At 71.9% G+C, this 16,872-nt stretch carries 15 protein-coding genes; 7 read left to right on the top strand and 8 right to left on the bottom strand.

All coding sequences use genetic code 11. The features are described from left to right. Positions 1-187 precede the first annotated feature (187 nt). The 7 genes from AB0B50_RS43640 to AB0B50_RS43610 all read left to right on the top strand — a co-directional run bounded on the left by AB0B50_RS43640 (position 188) and on the right by AB0B50_RS43610 (position 5,639). A complete protein-coding gene (locus AB0B50_RS43640; protein ID WP_362343360.1) occupies positions 188-1,066 on the top strand; it encodes a helix-turn-helix domain-containing protein in 879 nt (292 codons plus the stop codon). Positions 1,067-1,204: 138 nt separating this feature from the next. Then, positions 1,205-2,686, top strand: a complete 1,482-nt coding sequence (gene rimO / locus AB0B50_RS43635; RefSeq protein WP_362343357.1) for a 30S ribosomal protein S12 methylthiotransferase RimO — start codon at positions 1,205-1,207, stop codon at positions 2,684-2,686. Then, positions 2,683-3,375: a CDP-diacylglycerol--glycerol-3-phosphate 3-phosphatidyltransferase gene (pgsA, locus tag AB0B50_RS43630; protein ID WP_362343354.1), complete on the top strand. Its 693-nt coding sequence runs from the start codon at positions 2,683-2,685 to the stop codon at positions 3,373-3,375. The genes rimO and pgsA overlap by 4 nt, the downstream gene beginning before the upstream one ends. Next, positions 3,372-3,974 carry a CinA family protein gene (locus tag AB0B50_RS43625; protein ID WP_362343351.1) on the top strand — a complete coding sequence of 201 codons (603 nt, stop codon included), beginning with the start codon at positions 3,372-3,374 and terminating at the stop codon, positions 3,972-3,974. The genes pgsA and AB0B50_RS43625 overlap by 4 nt, the downstream gene beginning before the upstream one ends. Positions 3,975-4,083: 109 nt before the next feature. Beyond that, positions 4,084-4,458 carry a helix-turn-helix transcriptional regulator gene (locus tag AB0B50_RS43620; RefSeq protein WP_055529762.1) on the top strand — a complete coding sequence of 125 codons (375 nt, stop codon included), beginning with the start codon at positions 4,084-4,086 and terminating at the stop codon, positions 4,456-4,458. A 188-nt stretch (positions 4,459-4,646) separates the two neighbouring features. After that, positions 4,647-5,117: a DNA starvation/stationary phase protection protein gene (locus tag AB0B50_RS43615; RefSeq protein WP_362343348.1), complete on the top strand. Its 471-nt coding sequence runs from the start codon at positions 4,647-4,649 to the stop codon at positions 5,115-5,117. Positions 5,118-5,291: 174 nt separating this feature from the next. Continuing rightward, positions 5,292-5,639, top strand: a complete 348-nt coding sequence (locus tag AB0B50_RS43610) for a hypothetical protein (protein ID WP_362343377.1) — start codon at positions 5,292-5,294, stop codon at positions 5,637-5,639. On the opposite strand, the gene AB0B50_RS43605 is transcribed toward AB0B50_RS43610, so the two are convergent. From AB0B50_RS43605 to AB0B50_RS43570, 8 genes are all read right to left on the bottom strand, one after another. Beyond that, positions 5,587-6,426, bottom strand: coding sequence for an SDR family NAD(P)-dependent oxidoreductase (locus AB0B50_RS43605; protein ID WP_362343346.1), 840 nt, complete (start codon positions 6,424-6,426; stop codon positions 5,587-5,589). The genes AB0B50_RS43610 and AB0B50_RS43605 overlap by 53 nt on opposite strands. A 36-nt stretch (positions 6,427-6,462) precedes the next feature. Continuing rightward, positions 6,463-7,263 (bottom strand): DNA-formamidopyrimidine glycosylase family protein, encoded by an 801-nt coding sequence (locus AB0B50_RS43600; protein ID WP_362343343.1) that lies wholly within the window; start codon positions 7,261-7,263, stop codon positions 6,463-6,465. 81 nt (positions 7,264-7,344) lie between these two features. Further along, on the bottom strand, positions 7,345-12,039 hold the full coding sequence (locus AB0B50_RS43595; protein WP_362343340.1) for an ATP-dependent helicase: 4,695 nt from the start codon (positions 12,037-12,039) through the stop codon (positions 7,345-7,347). Between the two features lie 225 nt (positions 12,040-12,264). Then, positions 12,265-13,623: an MFS transporter gene (locus tag AB0B50_RS43590; RefSeq protein WP_362343337.1), complete on the bottom strand. Its 1,359-nt coding sequence runs from the start codon at positions 13,621-13,623 to the stop codon at positions 12,265-12,267. Then, positions 13,620-13,808: a hypothetical protein gene (locus AB0B50_RS43585; RefSeq protein WP_362343334.1), complete on the bottom strand. Its 189-nt coding sequence runs from the start codon at positions 13,806-13,808 to the stop codon at positions 13,620-13,622. Before AB0B50_RS43585 ends, AB0B50_RS43590 begins: the two co-directional genes overlap by 4 nt. 128 nt (positions 13,809-13,936) lie before the next feature. Next, on the bottom strand, positions 13,937-14,896 hold the full coding sequence (locus AB0B50_RS43580; RefSeq protein ID WP_362343331.1) for a hypothetical protein: 960 nt from the start codon (positions 14,894-14,896) through the stop codon (positions 13,937-13,939). 243 nt (positions 14,897-15,139) lie between these two features. Beyond that, the gene (locus tag AB0B50_RS43575; protein ID WP_362343328.1) at positions 15,140-16,345 is read right to left on the bottom strand and encodes an NAD(P)/FAD-dependent oxidoreductase; all 1,206 of its coding nucleotides are present in this window, start codon (positions 16,343-16,345) and stop codon (positions 15,140-15,142) included. Between the two features lie 53 nt (positions 16,346-16,398). Further along, positions 16,399-16,872 (bottom strand): phosphopantetheine-binding protein (locus AB0B50_RS43570; RefSeq protein WP_362343325.1); only part of this gene is annotated, 474 nt, incomplete at its 5' end.

Below are 16,872 nucleotides of genomic sequence, written 5' to 3'. Positions count from 1 at the left end.
GATCGGCAGGCAACCGTTTCCCTTCGGCACACGTCAAGTTGAGGGGAAGAACAGCACGATGTCCCACCATCGGGATGTCCGGCCATTCTGATGGCGTACAAAGTCCGTCCGCCCGGTTGCCCCGCCCTTTCACGACCCCCCTAAACTGAACGTCCGGCAGGTGGCTACACGCTCGAAAGGCGCCCCCGTGTCCATCGGCAACTCCCCTGAAGACGACCGACCTTCAGACGACCGCCTCGACCGCCTCGCAGACGAAAGCCCGGCAGGCGACCGCCAGGCCGACAACCGGCCCTCGATCGGCCGTGTCCTGCAGCAGGCCCGCATCGACGCCGGCCTGACCGTCGACGAAGTCAGCACGTCCACCCGGGTGCGCATCCCCATCGTGCACGCGATCGAACAGGACGACTTCTCGCGGTGCGGCGGAGACGTGTACGCCCGCGGCCACATCAGGACGCTGGCGCGCGCCGTCGGCATCGATCCGGCCCCGCTGATCGCGCAGTACGACGAGGGGCACGGCGGCCACCCGCCCCAGCCCACTCCGGCGGCGCCCCTCTTCGAGGCCGAGCGCATCCGCTCCGAGCCGCGCAGGCCGAACTGGACCGCGGCCATGGTCGCCGCGATCGTCGCGGTGATCGGCTTCGTCGGCTTCACCGCGTTCAGCGGCGGGGACGACGGCGACGGCTCGAAGTCGGTGGCCGAGGGCTCCACGCCCGCGAGCTCCAAGCCCGCCGAGAAGCCGAAGCCCAACAAGCCCGCGGACCCCAAGCCCGACCCGTCGGACAGCGCCATCGCCGGTGTCCCGCGCGACAAGGTCACCGTGAAGGTCGACGCGGCGGACGGCCGCAGCTGGATCTCGGCCAAGGACCACAACGGCCGCACCCTCTTCGACGGCGTCCTGGAAGAGGGCCAGGCCAAGACGTTCCAGGACAAGCAGAAGATCGACCTCGTCCTCGGCGACGCGGGCGCGATCGAGCTGTATGTGAACGGCAAGCATGTCGAGAACGAATTCGAGCCCGGCCAGGTCGAGCGCCTCACGTACACGAAGGGCGACCCGGAGGTCGGCTGACCGGCGCCCCGCAGGGCGACGACCAGCGGCGGAACACGTGCGGTGGTGACGGCCCGGTGACGGGAGCGCGACCGGGGCCCGACGGCCTGGCAACCCTGGCGGCGGGGGCCGAGGCGGGGACGAAGTAGTCTTGAGACCATGCCCGAACGCCGCACCGTCGCCCTTGTCACTCTTGGCTGCGCCCGTAACGAGGTGGACTCGGAGGAGCTCGCAGGCCGCTTGGAGGCGGACGGCTGGCAGCTCGTCGAGGACGCCGAGAACGCGGACGTCGCCGTCGTCAACACCTGTGGCTTCGTCGAAGCCGCCAAGAAGGACTCCGTCGACGCCCTCCTCGAAGCCAATGACCTGAAGGGCCACGGCAGGACCCAGGCCGTCGTCGCGGTCGGCTGCATGGCCGAGCGGTACGGCAAGGAGCTCGCCGACGCACTGCCCGAGGCCGACGGCGTGCTCGGGTTCGACGACTACTCGGACATCTCCAACCGTCTGAACACCATCCTCAGCGGCGGCAGCGTCGAGGCTCACACCCCGCGCGACCGGCGCAAGCTGCTGCCGATCAGCCCGGCCGAGCGGCAGGACGCCCAGGCGGACGTCGCGCTTCCGGGCCACGCGCCCGTCGAGGCCGCCGTGATCCGGCAGGATCTGCCCGAGGGTGTCGCGCCCGCTTCCGGGCCGCGTGCCCCGCTGCGCAGGCGCCTGGGCACCAACCCCGTCGCCTCCGTGAAGCTGGCCTCCGGCTGCGACCGGCGCTGCTCGTTCTGCGCCATCCCCTCCTTCCGCGGCTCCTTCATCTCGCGGCGTCCCTCCGACGTCCTCGGCGAGACCCGCTGGCTCGCCGAGCAGGGCGTCAAGGAGGTCATGCTCGTCTCCGAGAACAACACCTCGTACGGCAAGGACCTCGGCGACATCCGCCTCCTGGAGACGCTGCTGCCCGAGCTGGCCGCCGTCGACGGGATCGAGCGGATCCGCGTCAGCTATCTCCAGCCCGCCGAGATGCGGCCCGGACTCATCGACGTCCTCACGTCGACGGAGAAGGTCGCCCCCTACTTCGACCTCTCCTTCCAGCACTCAGCGCCCGGCGTACTGCGCGCCATGCGGCGCTTCGGTGACACCGACCGCTTCCTCGAGCTGCTCGAGACCATCCGGTCCAAGGCGCCGCAGGCCGGTGTGCGGTCCAACTTCATCGTGGGCTTCCCCGGCGAGAGCGAGGCGGACCTCGCTGAGCTGGAGCGGTTCCTGACCGGCGCGCGGCTGGACGCCATCGGGGTGTTCGGATACTCCGACGAGGAGGGCACCGAAGCGGCCACGTACGACGCGAAGCTCGACCAGGACGTCGTCGACGAGCGGCTCGCGCACATCGCGCGGCTCGCCGAGGAGCTCACCTCGCAGCGCGCGGAGGAGCGGCTCGGCGAGACCGTCGAGGTCCTCGTGGAGTCCCTCGACGAGGAGGAGGGGCCGCTCGGCAGGGCCGCGCACCAGGCTCCCGAGACGGACGGCCAGATCCGCTTGACGGGCGCCACGGGTGGGGACGGTCTGCAGGTCGGCCGTATGGTCGTGGCAAAGGTCGTCGGCACGGAGGGCGTGGACTTGGTGGCTGAGTGTCTCGAGGAGGCCGGCAGATGACAGGCATGCCGGCATCCGCGTCAGGCGGCTCCGGCGCGCACGGCGCGAAGCCGGTACGCGGCGGGAAGCTGGGTGCCGCGGCCGTCAATCAGGCCAGCCTGTGGAACGTCGCGAATCTGCTGACGATGGTCCGGCTGCTCCTCGTGCCGGGCTTTGTGATGCTGCTCCTCGGCAACGGCGGGTACGACCCGGCGTGGCGCTCCTTCGCCTGGGCCGCCTTCGCCATCGCCATGATCACCGACCTCTTCGACGGGCACCTGGCGCGCACGTACAACCTGGTCACGGACTTCGGGAAGATCGCCGACCCCATCGCCGACAAGGCGATCATGGGGTCCGCGCTGATCTGTCTGTCCTGGCTCGGCGACCTGCCCTGGTGGGTGACCGGAGTGATCCTCGGCCGCGAGCTCGGGATCACGCTGCTGCGGTTCTGGGTGATCCGCTATGGCGTCATTCCGGCCAGCCGCGGCGGCAAGATGAAGACGCTCGCGCAGGGCACGGCCGTCGGGATGTACGTTCTCGCACTGACGGGGCCGCTCGCGACGCTGCGGTTCTGGGTGATGGCGGTCGCCGTCGTACTGACGGTGGTGACCGGTCTGGACTATGTGAAGCAGGCCGTCGTGCTGCGCAGGCAGGGCATGGCCGAAGAACGTGAGGCGGCCGCGGAGTCCGCCCGGGAGGCCGCGAAGTGACGTCCGCCGGAGTCTCGGCCGCCGCCGTGTCCGCGAGCAGGCTGCTGCGGCTCCTCGCCGCGCGGGGCGAGACGCTCGCCGTCGCGGAGTCGCTGACCGGCGGTCTGGTGGCCGCCGAGATCACGTCGGTGCCCGGGGCCTCGAAGGTCTTCCGCGGGTCCGTGACGGCGTACGCCACGGATCTGAAGCGGGACGTGCTCGGGGTGGACGGCACTCTGCTGGACGAGCGCGGGGCCGTGGATCCCGAGGTCGCGCGGCAGATGGCGGCCGGTGTGCGCAAGGCGCTCGGCGCGGACTGGGGCATCGCGACCACCGGGGTTGCCGGGCCCGACCCACAGGACGGCCAGGCCGTCGGGACCGTGTACGTGGCGGTCGCGGGGCCGGGCGTGGGGCCCGCGGAAGCGGATCTCGAAGGCATGCGCGGTTACGCCGACGGCGGAGCCGACGGGAAAGTGGCCGCCCTGCGGTTGAACGGTGACCGTTCGGAAATCCGTATGGAGAGTGTACGGAGCGTGCTCACGTTGCTTCTCAAGCAGCTCTCCGGAGAACGTGCCGAGAATGGGCGGGCACAGGATACGGAACAGAACGGGGGGAATTGATGTTTGCAGCCCTGAGTGAACACGACATCGCTCCCCGCACGGCCGCCGCGCGAGGCGGTACGGTGGGGCGTGAAGGATGCGGCTACGCGGTCCGAGGAGGGAGCCACCGATGATTCTGCTCCGTCGCCTGCTGGGTGACGTGCTGCGTCGGCAGCGCCAGCGCCAGGGCCGTACTCTGCGCGAAGTCTCCTCGTCCGCCCGAGTCTCGCTCGGCTATCTCTCCGAGGTGGAGCGGGGGCAGAAGGAGGCTTCCTCCGAGCTGCTTTCCGCGATCTGCGACGCGCTTGACGTACGGATGTCCGAGCTCATGCGTGAAGTGAGCGACGAACTGTCGCTCGCCGAGCTGGCTGAGTCTGCAGCAGTCACGGAACCGGTGCGTGCGCCGGTTCGTCCGATGCTCAATTCCGTCTCCGTGGCCGGTGTGCCACCGGAACGGGTCACGATCAAGGCGCCAGCGGAGGCGGTCGACGTCGTCGCCGCGTGACGCTGGGCCTGAGCGTTCAGGTGTGTGGAAGCCCCGGCCGGGTACTCGGCCGGGGCTTCTGCGTTGCCTGAGGAGAGATCCGGCGGAGAGGCCTGGGTGAGAGGTCTACTCGAATCGACCTATTTGGTTCGTTTGTGCCATGGTTGATGGGGATTTCTCTAGTTTCGATCGTGAGTTGGAGGAGACATATGTACGTCGTGAAGAGCCCGCTGTCCGACGCGGATCTGAAGACGGTCTCGGAGGCGCTGCAGGGCGCGCTGGTGGACCTGGTCGACCTGTCTTTGGTGGCCAAGCAGATCCACTGGAACGTGGTCGGCCCGCGCTTCCGCTCCGTACATCTCCAGCTGGACGAGGTCGTGGACACGGCCAGGGCGCACTCCGACACCGTGGCCGAGCGCGCCTCCACGCTGGGTGTCTCGCCCGACGGCCGCGCGGCGACCGTGGCGCAGAGCAGCGGCATCGGTGCGGTCGCCGACGGCTGGGTGAAGGACGCGGACGCGGTGGGGACGCTCGTGGACGCCCTCGGCGCGGTGATCACGCGGATGCGTGAGCGGGTCGAGGCGACCGGTGAGGCCGACCCCGTCAGTCAGGACATCTTCATCGGCATCACGGCCGATCTCGAGAAGCATCACTGGATGTTCCAGGCGGAGAACAGCTGAGGAGATCTGGGAGGGCGCTTCCGCTGGGCGGTGTGGTGCGGTGGCACGGTTCGTGCGCCGTGGTGCTTCCGGTGCCGGCGGTGCGCGCCCTCCCGTGGGGTGAACCCGGGCGTTTAGCGTCGACCTCACGTCGGGCGGGAGGTGACAGCCGTGGCAGCCGTGAGCGGGAGTGCCGTGACGTGGCGGGCCCTGCGCTGGGTGCCTGTCCTGGGGTTCGGTGCCCTGTGGTGGTGGGGCGTGCTGCGCCTTGCCTTCGCGCCCGACGCGGGGGTGCTGGAGGGCGCGGTCGCGGCCGGGGGGTGGGGGCTGAGCGTGCTCCCCGTGCACTGTGTGTCGAAGGCGCGGGCGGCCGGAGTGGTGGGGGCGAGCAGGGGCGGGACCGGGCGGCACCACGCCCGACGGCCCGACGGCGCGCTGCGGTGGCCGGGGGAGCGTACTGCGCTGGCGCTGCGGCGGCGTGCTCGGGCGGCTACCAAGGCATGGCGACGCCGCCGTTCGGGCGGAGGATCTGGCCCGTCGTGAAGGACGCGGCGTCGGACGCCAGGTGCAGCACGGCGTGCGCGATGTCGTCCGGTTCGCCGACGCGGCCGAGGGGGGACATGCGCACCATGAGCCCTTCGGTGTGGGCCTGGGCCTCCGTGTCGTGGCGGTCCGTCATGGGTGTGCGGATCCAGCCCGGCGCGACCGCGTTGACGCGGATGCCGTGCGGGCCCACTTCCGTGGCCAGGGTCTTGGTGAGCTGGACGACGGCGGCTTTCGAGGCGCCGTAGCAGAGGAGTCCGGGGCCGCCGGTGTCGACGGCGCCCGAGGCCATGGTGATGATGCTGCCGCCCGAGCCCGCCTCGATCATGGTGCGGGCCGCGGCCTGGCAGGCGTACAGGACGCCCTTGAAGTTGATGTTCAGGACGCGGTCGAGGTCCTCGTCGCGGGTCTCCAGGACCGAGCTGTTGTGCATGACGCCGGCGACGGCGGCCATGATGTCGAGGCGGGGGCGGCCGTCTGGTGTCGATGTCGATGCCGGTGCTGATGTCGATGCCGGTGTCGTGGCTTCTGGTGCTGTCTCTGCCGCCGCTGTCACGGCCTGGTCGATCTGTGCCTTGTCCGACACGTCCAGGGAATGGGTGTGGGTGGTGCCGCCGGTCGTCTTGATGAGAGTGGCGGTCTCGTGGAGCCCCTGCTCGTCGCGGTCGGCGCAGTGGACCGTGGCGCCTGCCTGTGCGAGGAGCAGGGCGGTTGCGCGGCCGATGCCGCTGGCGGCGCCGGTGACGAATGCGGTGCGTCCGGTGAGGTCGTACGCCTTGACGGGCATGACGGGACGGTACGGCTGGATCTGACGGGGCGTCAACTAGGGGGTCGGTCCCTGTTGGCAGGCGGGGCACCAGTAGGTGGGGCGGCTGCGGGAGCCGTCGCCCTGCTCGGCGGTGCGGATCGGGGTGCCGCAGCGCAGGCAGGGGCGGGGTGCGCGGCCGTAGACGTAGAGGCGTTGGTCGGGGCGGCTGCGGCCGGTGGTGGTGCGGTCGGGGCGGTCGCGGTTGACCTCCAGGAGTTTTTTGGCGAGGGCGGGGAGGCGGGCCGCCGTCTCCTCGGAGAGGTCGCCGACGGGGAGCCACGGGGTGACGCGCAGGACGAAGCAGAGTTCGCTCTTGTAGATGTTCCCGATGCCCGCGAGATTGCGCTGGTCCAGGAGGGCTTCGCCGAGGGCGCGGTCCGGCGCGGCCATCAGGTTGCTCAGGGCCTGTTCGGGGTCCCAGCCGGGGCCGAGGAGGTCGGGGCCGAGGTGACCGACGGCCTTGTTCTCGTCGGTGGTGCGGAGCAGTTCCAGTACGGGCAGGCGGTACCCGACGGCGGTGCGCTCGGCGGTGCCGAGGATCGCCCGGATCTGGTGGCCCGGACCGCCGCGCCAGCGCTCACCGGCGGCGTACACCCGCCAGGAGCCGTCCATGCGGAGGTGCGAGTGCAGGGTGAGGCCGCCCTCGATGCGGGTGAGCAGGTGCTTGCCGCGCGGGGTCACGTCCAGGACGGTGCGCCCGGTGAGGTCGACCGTCGCGAGTTTGGGCACGCGGAGGTCGGAGCGCGTGAGGGTGTGCCCGGCGAGGGCGGTGTGCAGGCGCCGGGCCGCCTGGTGGACGGTGTCTCCTTCGGGCATGGGGTCCAGGGTGGCATGAGGGGGCGGGGCGGTGGTGCGGGGCGGTGCCGGTGTGCGGGTGGGGCGCCGCGGGGCGGTGCGTCATGCCCGTAGACGCAGGCCGCGCGGGGTGGCGTGGAAGCCGGCTCCTTCCAGGAGGGGGGCGAAGGGGGACGTCAGGGCGGCGGTGCCGTTGATCCGCTCCACCGTGACCGTGCCGAGGGAGCCCGCTCGGGCCGCCGCGGCGAGGGCCTCGGCGGCGGTGTGCAGTCGGGGGTCGTCGGTGACCGGGTTCTCCGGAGCGGCGGGCCAGGCGAGGAGGGTCTTGCCGCCGCGCTCCATGTAGAGCGTCAGCTCGCCGTCGACCAGGACGACCAGTGAGCCCGCCTTGCGGCCCGGCTTGTGGCTCGCTCCGTCCGGCGGCTCGGGCCAGGGGAGCGCGGCCCCGTACGCGTTGGCGGGGTCGGCGGCGGCCAGGACCACGGCGGTCCGGTCGTCGGGGGAGGGGGAACTCCCGGCCCGCTCCTGGGAGTTCGCCGTGGCGCGCAGGCGGTCCACCGCGCCGTCCATCGCGAACTGCGCGGCGCCGAGGCCCTCGACGACATAGCCGCGGCGGGCCTGGCCGCTGTCCTCGAAGGCCGACAGGACGCGGTACGTCGCCGAGAAGCCGCCCTCGACGCCTTCGGCCGCCACCGCGCCGCGGGTGACCACGCCGTGCCGGTCGAGAAGGGTGCGGGCCAGGGCGTGGGCGCGCAGGGTCGGGTCGGGCTCGCGGAGGGGGAGCAGCGACCAGCGGCCCGCGACGGTCGGCGGGCCGGTGCGGGAGGTGGGGCGGGCGGCCGCGGTCAGGCTGCCGTAGCGCCCGCGCGGGATGGTGCGCTTGGCGCGGTGGGCGGTCGCGCCCGCGGTGCGGCCCGAGCCGAGGAGGGAGCGCATCGGGGCGAGCGTGTCGTTCGTGAGCCGGCCCGACCAGGCCAGGTCCCAGATCGCGTCGGCCAGTTGGGGATCAGGGACGTCCGGGTGGGTGGTGGCGCGGACCTGGTCGGCGATCTGGCGGAAGAAGAGGCCGTATCCCCCGGAGAGGGTGTCCAGGACCGACTGGTGCAGGGCGGTCAGCTCCAGCGGGTGCGGCGGAGGAAGGAGCAGGGGCGCGGCGTCGGCGAGGTGGAGGGAGACCCAGCCGTCCTTGCCCGGCAGGGATCCCGCACCGGCCCAGATCACTTCGCCGGCCGAGGTCAACTCGTCGAGCATGGCCGGGTGGTAGCCCGCGACGCGTGACGGCAGGACGAGCTTCTCCAGGGCGGAGGCGGGGACGGTCGCGCCCTGCAGCTGCTCGATGGCGCGGACCAGGCCGTCGATGCCGCGCAGGCCGTGCCCGCCCAAGTGCTGCCACTGGGGCAGGAACTGGGCCAGGGCGGCCGGTGGCACCGGCTCCAGCTCGTGCCGCAGGGCCGCGAGGGAGCGGCGGCGCAGGCGACGCAGGACCGTGGCGTCGCACCACTCCTGTCCGATGCCCGCCGGGTGGAACTCCCCTTGTACGACACGGCCGTTCGCCGCGAGGCGCTGCAGTGCGCCCTCCGTGACCGCCGCTCCGAGGCCGAAGCGGGCGGCGGCGGTGGCGGACGTGAAGGGGCCGTGGGTGCGGGCGAAGCGGGCGAGGAGGTCGCCGAGCGGATCCTTGACGGGCTCGGTGAACGCCTCGGGGACGCCCACCGGCAGGGCCGTGCCGAGGGCGTCGCGCAGGCGGCCCGCGTCCTCGATCGCCGCCCAGTGGTCGGCGCCGGCGATCCGGACCCGGATGACACGGCGGGCGGCGGCGAGCTGTTCGGCCCAGTCGGGCTCGGCGCCGCGCTCGGCCAACTCGGCCCCGGTGAGCGGTCCGAGGAGGCGCAGCAGGTCGGCGACGCCTTCGGCGTCCTTGACGCGGCGGTCCTCGGTGCGCCACTGAAGCTCCTGTTCCAGCTCCGTGAGGACGTCCCCGTCGAGCAGCTCGCGCAGCTCCGCCTGGCCGAGCAGCTCGGCGAGCAGCCGGGAGTCCAGGGAGAGGGCCGCCGCGCGCCGCTCGGCCAGGGGGGAGTCGCCCTCGTACAAAAACTGGGCGACGTACCCGAACAGGAGCGAGCGGGCGAAGGGGGAGGGCTCGGGGGTGGTGACCTCGACGAGGCGGACGCGGCGGGACTCGATGTCGCCCATCAGCTCGGTGAGACCCGGTACGTCGAAGACGTCCTGGAGGCACTCCCTGACGGCTTCCAGGACGATCGGGAAGGAGCCGAACTCGCTCGCGACCTGGAGCAGTTGGGCGGCGCGCTGGCGCTGCTGCCACAGCGGGGTGCGCTTGCCGGGGCTGCGGCGCGGCAGGAGCAGCGCGCGGGCCGCGCATTCGCGGAAGCGCGAGGCGAACAGCGCCGAGCCGCCCACCTGGTCGGTGACGATCTGGTTGACCTCGCCCTTGTCGAAGGCGACGTCGCCGGCGCCGACCGGCGGCTTCTCGGCGTCGTACTCCATGGAGGGCGCGGTGGGCTCCTGGTCGAGCAGGTCCAGGCCCATCAGGTCGGCGTCGGGCAGGCGCAGCACGATGCCGTCGTCGGCGTGCATGACCTGTGCGTCCATGCCGTACCGCTCGGTCAGGCGGGCGCCGAGGGCGAGGGCCCACGGGGCGTGCACCTGGGCTCCGAAGGGGGAGTGCACGACGACGCGCCAGTCACCCAGCTCGTCGCGGAACCGCTCGACCACGATCGTGCGGTCGTCCGGGATGTGCCCGCAGGCCTCGCGCTGTTCGGAGAGGTACGCGAGGACGTTGTCGGCGGCCCAGGTGTCGAGCCCGGCGGCGAGGAGGCGCACGCGCGCGTCCTCCTGCGGGAGCGCGCCGACCTCGCGGAGGAACGCGCCGAGCGCACGGCCCAGTTCGAGCGGGCGGCCCAGCTGGTCGCCCTTCCAGAAGGGCAGGCGCCCGGGGACGCCGGGGGCGGGGGAGACGAGGACGCGGTCGCGTGTGATGTCCTCGATGCGCCAGGAGCTCGTGCCGAGCGTGAAGACGTCGCCCACCCGGGACTCGTACACCATCTCCTCGTCGAGCTCGCCGACGCGGCCGCCGCCCTTCTTGGGGTCGGCGCCCGCGAGGAAGACTCCGAAGAGGCCGCGGTCGGGGATCGTGCCCCCCGAAGTGACCGCGAGACGCTGGGCGCCCGGCCGACCGGTGACCGTGCCCGCGACGCGGTCCCAGACCACGCGCGGGCGCAGCTCCGCGAAGGCGTCCGAGGGATAGCGGCCCGCGAGCATGTCCAGGACGGCAGTGAACGCCGACTCCGGGAGCGAGGCGAAGGAGGCGGCACGGCGGACCACCGCCAGCAGGTCGTCGACCTGCCAGCTGTCGAGCGCGACCATCGCCACCAGCTGCTGGGCGAGCACGTCCAGGGGGTTGGCAGGGACGCGCAGGGACTCGATGGCGCCGGTCCGCATCCGCTCGGTGACGACGGCGGCCTGGATGAGATCGCCGCGGTACTTGGGGAAGACGACTCCGGTGGAGACCGCGCCCACTTGGTGGCCCGCCCGGCCCACGCGCTGGAGCCCGGAGGCGACGGACGGCGGCGACTCGACCTGCACGACCAGGTCGACGGCGCCCATGTCGATGCCCAGCTCCAGGCTGGACGTGGCGACCACGGCGGGCAGCCTGCCCGCCTTCAGGTCCTCCTCGACCTGGGCGCGCTGCTCCTTGGAGACCGAGCCGTGGTGGGCGCGGGCCAGGACCGGGGGCGCGCCCTTCGCGGCGCCCGACTCGGCCATCAGCTCCGCCGGGGAGTGGTCCTCGGGGAGCGCCTCGCCGGTCGCTCTTTCGTACGCGATCTCGTTCAGGCGGTTGCACAGGCGCTCGGCCAGGCGGCGGGAGTTGGCGAACACGATCGTCGAGCGGTGCGCCTGGACGAGGTCGGTGATGCGCTCCTCGACATGCGGCCAGATCGACGGGCGCTCCGCCGCGGCACCCGTGCCGTCGCCGGAGTCGGCGACCGGGGAGCCACCCAGCTCTCCGAGGTCCTCGACCGGGACGACCACCGACAGGTCGAACTCCTTGCCGGACGGCGGCTGGACGATCTCCACCTTGCGCTTGGGGGAGAGATAGCGCGCCACCTCGTCCACGGGACGCACCGTCGCCGACAGGCCGATGCGGCGCGCGGGCTTCGGCAGCAGTTCGTCGAGCCGCTCCAGGGACAGGGCGAGATGGGCGCCGCGCTTGGTGCCCGCCACCGCGTGCACCTCGTCCAGGATCACCGTCTCGATGCCGGTCAGCGCGTCCCGCGTGGCGGAGGTGAGCATCAGGAACAGCGACTCGGGGGTCGTGATCAGGATGTCCGGCGGGCGGGTCGACAGGGCACGGCGCTCGGCGGCCGGGGTGTCGCCGGAGCGGATGCCGACCCGCACCTCGGGCTCGGGCAGGCCGAGGCGCACCGACTCCTGGCGGATACCGGTCAGGGGGCTGCGCAGATTGCGCTCCACGTCGACCGCGAGGGCCTTCAAGGGGGACACGTACAACACCCGGCAGCGCTTCTTCGGGTCGGCGGGCGGCGGCGTCGACGCCAGCTGGTCGAGCGCGGCGAGGAACGCGGCCAGGGTCTTGCCGGAGCCCGTGGGCGCGACGACCAGCACGTCCGAGCCCTCGGCGATCGCCTGCCACGCACCGGCCTGGGCGGAGGTGGGCGCGGAGAAGGCGCCCGAGAACCAGCCGCGGGTCGCGGGGGAGAAGCCATCGAGAGCACGGCGCGCGCGGTGGGCGCTGTGGGCACTGGACGCGGAGCTGACCATGCCCCCATCGTGCACCCCGCCACTGACAATGGCGTCGACCTGCGGAAACGGGGTCGCGCGCCTGCCGCGGAATGGGGGCACGGCGGGTTCGGGCGAGCAGGCACGGCACCGGCGGTACGCGTCGTTGCGGCGGCGGTCGTTGCGGCGGCCGTCGTCGTCGCGGCCGGACCGCGGGCGCTGACGGCGTGACCCCGGGGCCGTCCGCCCCGCGGCACGCTGCCGGCCTCAGTGCACGAGCGGTGCCTGTGCCGCCGGGACCTCGGGGACTCCGAGCCTGTCGGCCGTCGTTTCCGGGCGGCAGAACAGCGCTGCCAGGGCCCCTGCCGTCAGCAGCAGTCCGGCGGTGAGCAGCCAGCCCTGTTCGTAGCCCGTGTCCACCGTGGCAGCGCGGTCCACCATGCCGCCCAGGACGAGCGGCGACAGGATGCCGCCGAGCGCGTACACGAAGGTCAGCACTCCCAGGACGACGCCCCGTTGGGCAGGCGGTGCGATGCGGGCGCAGGCCGTCGTGGCCACGGCGAACATCACCATCGCCAGGGTGATCGGGCCTATCAGCAAGGGCACCTTGAGCCACATGGAGTCGACCGTTCCGAAGAGGGCGACGGCACACCCCGAGACCACCATGAGCAGTCCGGCTCCCGCGCCCGCGGGCAGCCGCCGGTCGGCTCCCCGCCGCGCGGAGCGCTGCGCGATCAGGCCGTGGACGAGCAGCACCGCGCCGTTGGCGAGGGCGCCCACGCCCACCAACGTGCCCGCCCGGTTGAGGTCCCAGCCGACGACGCTCTCCAGGTAGTCGGGCGTCCACGTCAGCAGGGTGCTCATCAGCCAGTACGCGGCGAAGGCGCCGAAGGCCGCCGTCGCGAAGGTGCCGGACAGCAGGATGGCGCGCAGGGGCACGCTGTCCGATGCCGCGGCGCGCGGGGACGCACTGTCCGATGCCATGGCGCGCGGGGACACACTGTCCGGCACCGCGGAACGCTCGCCCGCTGCCGGGGCGGGTGCCTTCTTGCCGACGGGCGGCGCGAGCGGCCCCTCCGAGCCCCAGATCAGCCAGGCCGCCGCCCAGACCAGACCGACCAGGCCCACCACGCCGAACGACCAGCGCCAGCCCCACTGGGTGATCACCCAGCTCAGCACGGGCGCGGCGACGGCCACCCCGGCCGCGGCGCCGAACAGCAGGACAGCGGTGGGCAGGGCGCGTTCGCGCTGCGGGAACCAGCCGTGGACGTGGTGCATGGCCACCGGCGCGGAGGGGCCCTCGGCCGCGCCCAGCAGCACCCGGGTGGCCAGCAGGGTGCCGAACCCGGCCGCGCTCCACAGCATCGGCAGCTGGGCGGCCGACCACAGGAGTACGAGCACCAGGAGGAGCGGGGTCGTGCGCACCCTCCGGGTCAGCAGGGAGACCCCGAGGGCCGCTACGGAGAACAGCGCGAAGAACGCCGACTGCGCGGTGCCGAACTCCTGTCGGGTGAGGTCGAAGTCCGCGCGTATCTCCGGTCCCGCGAGCCCGAGGACGGCCTTGTCAGCGAAGTTCACGACCATGAAGGCCAGCAGCAGCCACGTGGTGCGCCAGGCCGCGCTCATCGGCGGCAGCCGTCCGCCGCCCAGGTGAAGGCGCCGCGGGCCAACGCCGGGAAGAAACCCACGCGTTCACGCGGCCGCACGAGCTCGTCTCCGGTGTACGCGCCGGTCAGGTGGGCGAGCAGGGATTCCTCGCCCCGCCGGACCCGGTCGATGTGCTCGGCGTACTTGGCCTTGTGCTCGGTCATCTCCGCGGCTCCTCGTGGGCGCTGGGCATGCTGCACGGCTCGGGTTGCTCAGCCATGAGTTTCGGGCCCGTTCGAGGGTTGGAGAACCGCCGTACGTCACATTTCGTCGGCGTGGTCGCCGTGACGCGTCACAGCCGTCCGTACGCCCGGAGTGTGCGCAGCGCCTCGAGGGTGACGATCGGGCGAGACTCCAAGGCCGTGCCCGGCGCCCACTGCCGCCAGCGGACGGGCCAGCCGCCGTCCTCCTGCTGCTCCCGTACCAGGAAGTCGAGGGAGCGTTCCATCTCGTCGTCGGTGAACCACGCGCGCGCGAGCGACTCCGGGGCCTTCGCGTAGTCGTGCGCGAAGTGGTGCTCACCGGGCGCGTAGCCCGGCGCCACCGGGTATGCGTCCAGGTCCTCGGGGTCCAGCGCCGCGAGACGCTGCTCGCGCACGAGGCGGCCGAGGCGGTCGGCCGCGGCCTGCGCGCGCGGGCGGTCGGGTACGCCGTCGAGGAAGGCGACGGCCGCCTGGACCTCGTACGGATGCGACTTCTCGAGCGATTCGACGGCCGCCCAGCAGAAGTCCGTGGCCCGGAAGAGCCAGGCGTGCCACACCTCGTTGCGGTGCAGCAGGCCCACCACGGGGCCGGTGGCGAGCAGTTCGCTCGGCGGGTTGTCCACGATCGGCACGAACGGCGCGGAAGGGTAGCCGCGCTGGCTGGGATGGATCGCGGGGAGAGCGCCGTCGGGTGTCGACACCGAGGTCAGATAGCGGCATACGCGCTCCACCCGCTGCCCGCCGCAGCGCCGGATCGAGTCAAGGACCCGCAGCGCGTGCCCGGTGTGCAGCGGTTGGCTGACGGGGCCGCGCAGATCCGGTTCGAGGGCGTAGCCGTACCCGCCGTCGGCGGTGGCGTACGAGGTCAGGGCGGTCTCGACCGCGTCCGCCGCGGGGTCGCCGCCGGCGCCGTCGAGGAAGTGGTACGCGAACCGTCGCTGCTCGAGGACGCGCGCGGTGAGCCAGACGAAGTGCTCGGCGCGGGCGATCGGGGAGGACGCCGCGTCGGGGGAGGGCACTGAGTCGGGGGATGCTCCGGTTTCGGCCATGTTCCGACCGTAGGGCGGAAAGCGTTCTCGGCAAGCCTCCTGTGCAGGGCTGCACTCTCAGGGGCGCGATACTGGTGGCATGCGGTTGACGGACTTCCGTCAGCGGGGAACTTGCCGACCTGCGGGAAGCAGGGAAGTTGCCGACCTGCAGGGGCAGTTGGTGCGGTTGCCTGTCCGGCTCGACAACGTCGCACGGCGAAGCGACACGAGGGCGGCCCCGTCACCGGGGCCGCCCTCGCGCGCTCAGGTCCGGGCGAGCCTCGCCAGCAGATCCGCGTTGTAGAAGTCACCGACGTCGATGGCGCCGGACAGAGTGGCGAAGTACCTGTCGATCCGATCCTGGTCATCGGCGATGGCCCGGAACAAGTCGAGCTTGCTCTCCGGAACCCTGAGTTCGGCGACGGTGAGGGTGCTGCGGTAGAAATCCATGAACTGGCTGTCGAAATTCCGCGCGTACCGACGAAGAGCCTTGCGCAGGCGGGCCTCGTCATGGAGGTCGTCGCCGATGCGGTTGGCGAGAAGCTGGGCCTGGATGAAGGCGTCCATGATGCCGCGCGCGGCGATGGAGTCCTTGTGGTGGGCGGCGTCGCCGACCAGCGCCCAGCCGGGCCCGGAGGGCTGGCGAAGGAAGTTGAGCTGTTCGCCGGTGCCGTAGAGCCGCTCCGCCTGTTCCGCCCCGGCCATCCGCTCGTACACCTCCGGAGCCGTCGTCCGTACGTTCTCGACGAACGCGGGCCCCGCAGCCCTGCGCACCTCGTTGAACTCCGACTGGGGGAAGTACGCCATCACCAGCGTGCGGCCGCCATTGGTGGGGATGACGCCGACCCAGCGATTGGGTTTGTCGTACAGCTCGAACTCGGCAGGCAGCCCTTCCCAGTAGCTGTAGTACGTGCAGGTCAGCGGGGCATCCTCCACCAGAGTCTTCGCGTCGACGAGGCGCGCGACCACGGAACGCATGCCGTCCGCACCCACGACCAGCCGGGCCCGCTCGGTGATCTCGCTTCCGTCGGACACCCGGTACTTGACCCCGGCCACTCGATCGTCCTCGAAGATCAGGTCGGTGACCTGGCAGCCTTCCCGGAGCTCCGCGCCGGCGTCCACGGCGCCCTCGGCCAGGATCGGGTCGAGTACGAAGCGCCGGGGCGCGTACGCCGTGCGGTGGCCGTCGGCGGGAAGCGAGCAGCCTTCAAGCCTGATGTCGTCCCCCACGTGGTAAATCACGCGGTCGAGCGGCTGGACATCGGTCGCCCGGAGCTTGTCGAGCAGCCCCCATCGGTCGAGCAGGGCCACTCCGGGCTGGTGGATGTAGTGCGAGGACATGATGTCCCTTGGAAAGCGGGCCTTCTCCAGGATCAGGACGCTGTATCCGGCGCGAGCCAGGAGCATGGCGGTCGGTGCTCCAGCGCAGCGGGCGCCCACAACGATGACGTCAAACACGCGGTGTTCCATCCCATTTCTTTTGCCGGTCGGACTTCTGAGGCCTCATTGCGTCTGAGTCGTCGTCATTCGCGGATGGTCCCCTCATCGGTACGCCTTCGAAGGCGAGGCCTGCTCGATGTCCCCGACTCGTCCGACCGGGCCGCCAGTTCGGCGACGGTGCGGGCGTCGAAGAGCACGCTGCGGATCGGTACCTCCATGCCCAGTTCGCTGCGGATCCGGCTGACCAGTTTGATCGCGAGCAGTGAGTTGCCGCCCAGCGCGAAGAAATCGTCGTCGACACCGACTCGGTCCACCTCGAAGACCTCGGCGAACAGATCCGCCAACGCCTTTTCTTTCGGCGAGCCGGGCGCCCGGTAGTCCGCCTTGGCCAAGGGCGTCGCTGTCTGCGCGCTCGGCGCTGCCGGGCGGCCGAACAGCCGATCGCGTTCCTGTGGTGTGGGAAGTTCGATGGCGGCGATGTGCAGGTGGGGGTTGTCGGTGAGTTGTTGCAGGATGCGTGTGTAGCGGGTGGCGATGTGTTGGGTGGTGGTGTGGTC

Origin of the sequence: Streptomyces sp. NPDC041068 (genome assembly GCF_040647455.1) — a bacterium.
Classification (GTDB): Bacteria; Actinomycetota; Actinomycetes; order Streptomycetales; family Streptomycetaceae; genus Streptomyces.
This window is presented reverse-complemented; position numbering and strand designations above follow the sequence as displayed.

What these genes read in the sequence shown, in the direction of transcription:
- AB0B50_RS43595 (WP_362343340.1), bottom strand. Translation starts at nt 12,039, where the DNA reads ATGGTCAGCTCCGCGTCCAGTGCCCACAGCGCCCACCGCGCGCGCCGT.
- AB0B50_RS43590 (WP_362343337.1), bottom strand. Translation starts at nt 13,623, where the DNA reads ATGAGCGCGGCCTGGCGCACCACGTGGCTGCTGCTGGCCTTCATGGTC.
- rimO (WP_362343357.1), top strand. Translation starts at nt 1,205, where the DNA reads ATGCCCGAACGCCGCACCGTCGCCCTTGTCACTCTTGGCTGCGCCCGT.
- AB0B50_RS43585 (WP_362343334.1), bottom strand. Translation starts at nt 13,808, where the DNA reads ATGACCGAGCACAAGGCCAAGTACGCCGAGCACATCGACCGGGTCCGG.
- pgsA (WP_362343354.1), top strand. Translation starts at nt 2,683, where the DNA reads ATGACAGGCATGCCGGCATCCGCGTCAGGCGGCTCCGGCGCGCACGGC.
- AB0B50_RS43605 (WP_362343346.1), bottom strand. Translation starts at nt 6,426, where the DNA reads ATGCCCGTCAAGGCGTACGACCTCACCGGACGCACCGCATTCGTCACC.
- AB0B50_RS43575 (WP_362343328.1), bottom strand. Translation starts at nt 16,345, where the DNA reads ATGGAACACCGCGTGTTTGACGTCATCGTTGTGGGCGCCCGCTGCGCT.
- AB0B50_RS43615 (WP_362343348.1), top strand. Translation starts at nt 4,647, where the DNA reads ATGTACGTCGTGAAGAGCCCGCTGTCCGACGCGGATCTGAAGACGGTC.
- AB0B50_RS43620 (WP_055529762.1), top strand. Translation starts at nt 4,084, where the DNA reads ATGATTCTGCTCCGTCGCCTGCTGGGTGACGTGCTGCGTCGGCAGCGC.
- AB0B50_RS43580 (WP_362343331.1), bottom strand. Translation starts at nt 14,896, where the DNA reads ATGGCCGAAACCGGAGCATCCCCCGACTCAGTGCCCTCCCCCGACGCG.
- AB0B50_RS43600 (WP_362343343.1), bottom strand. Translation starts at nt 7,263, where the DNA reads ATGCCCGAAGGAGACACCGTCCACCAGGCGGCCCGGCGCCTGCACACC.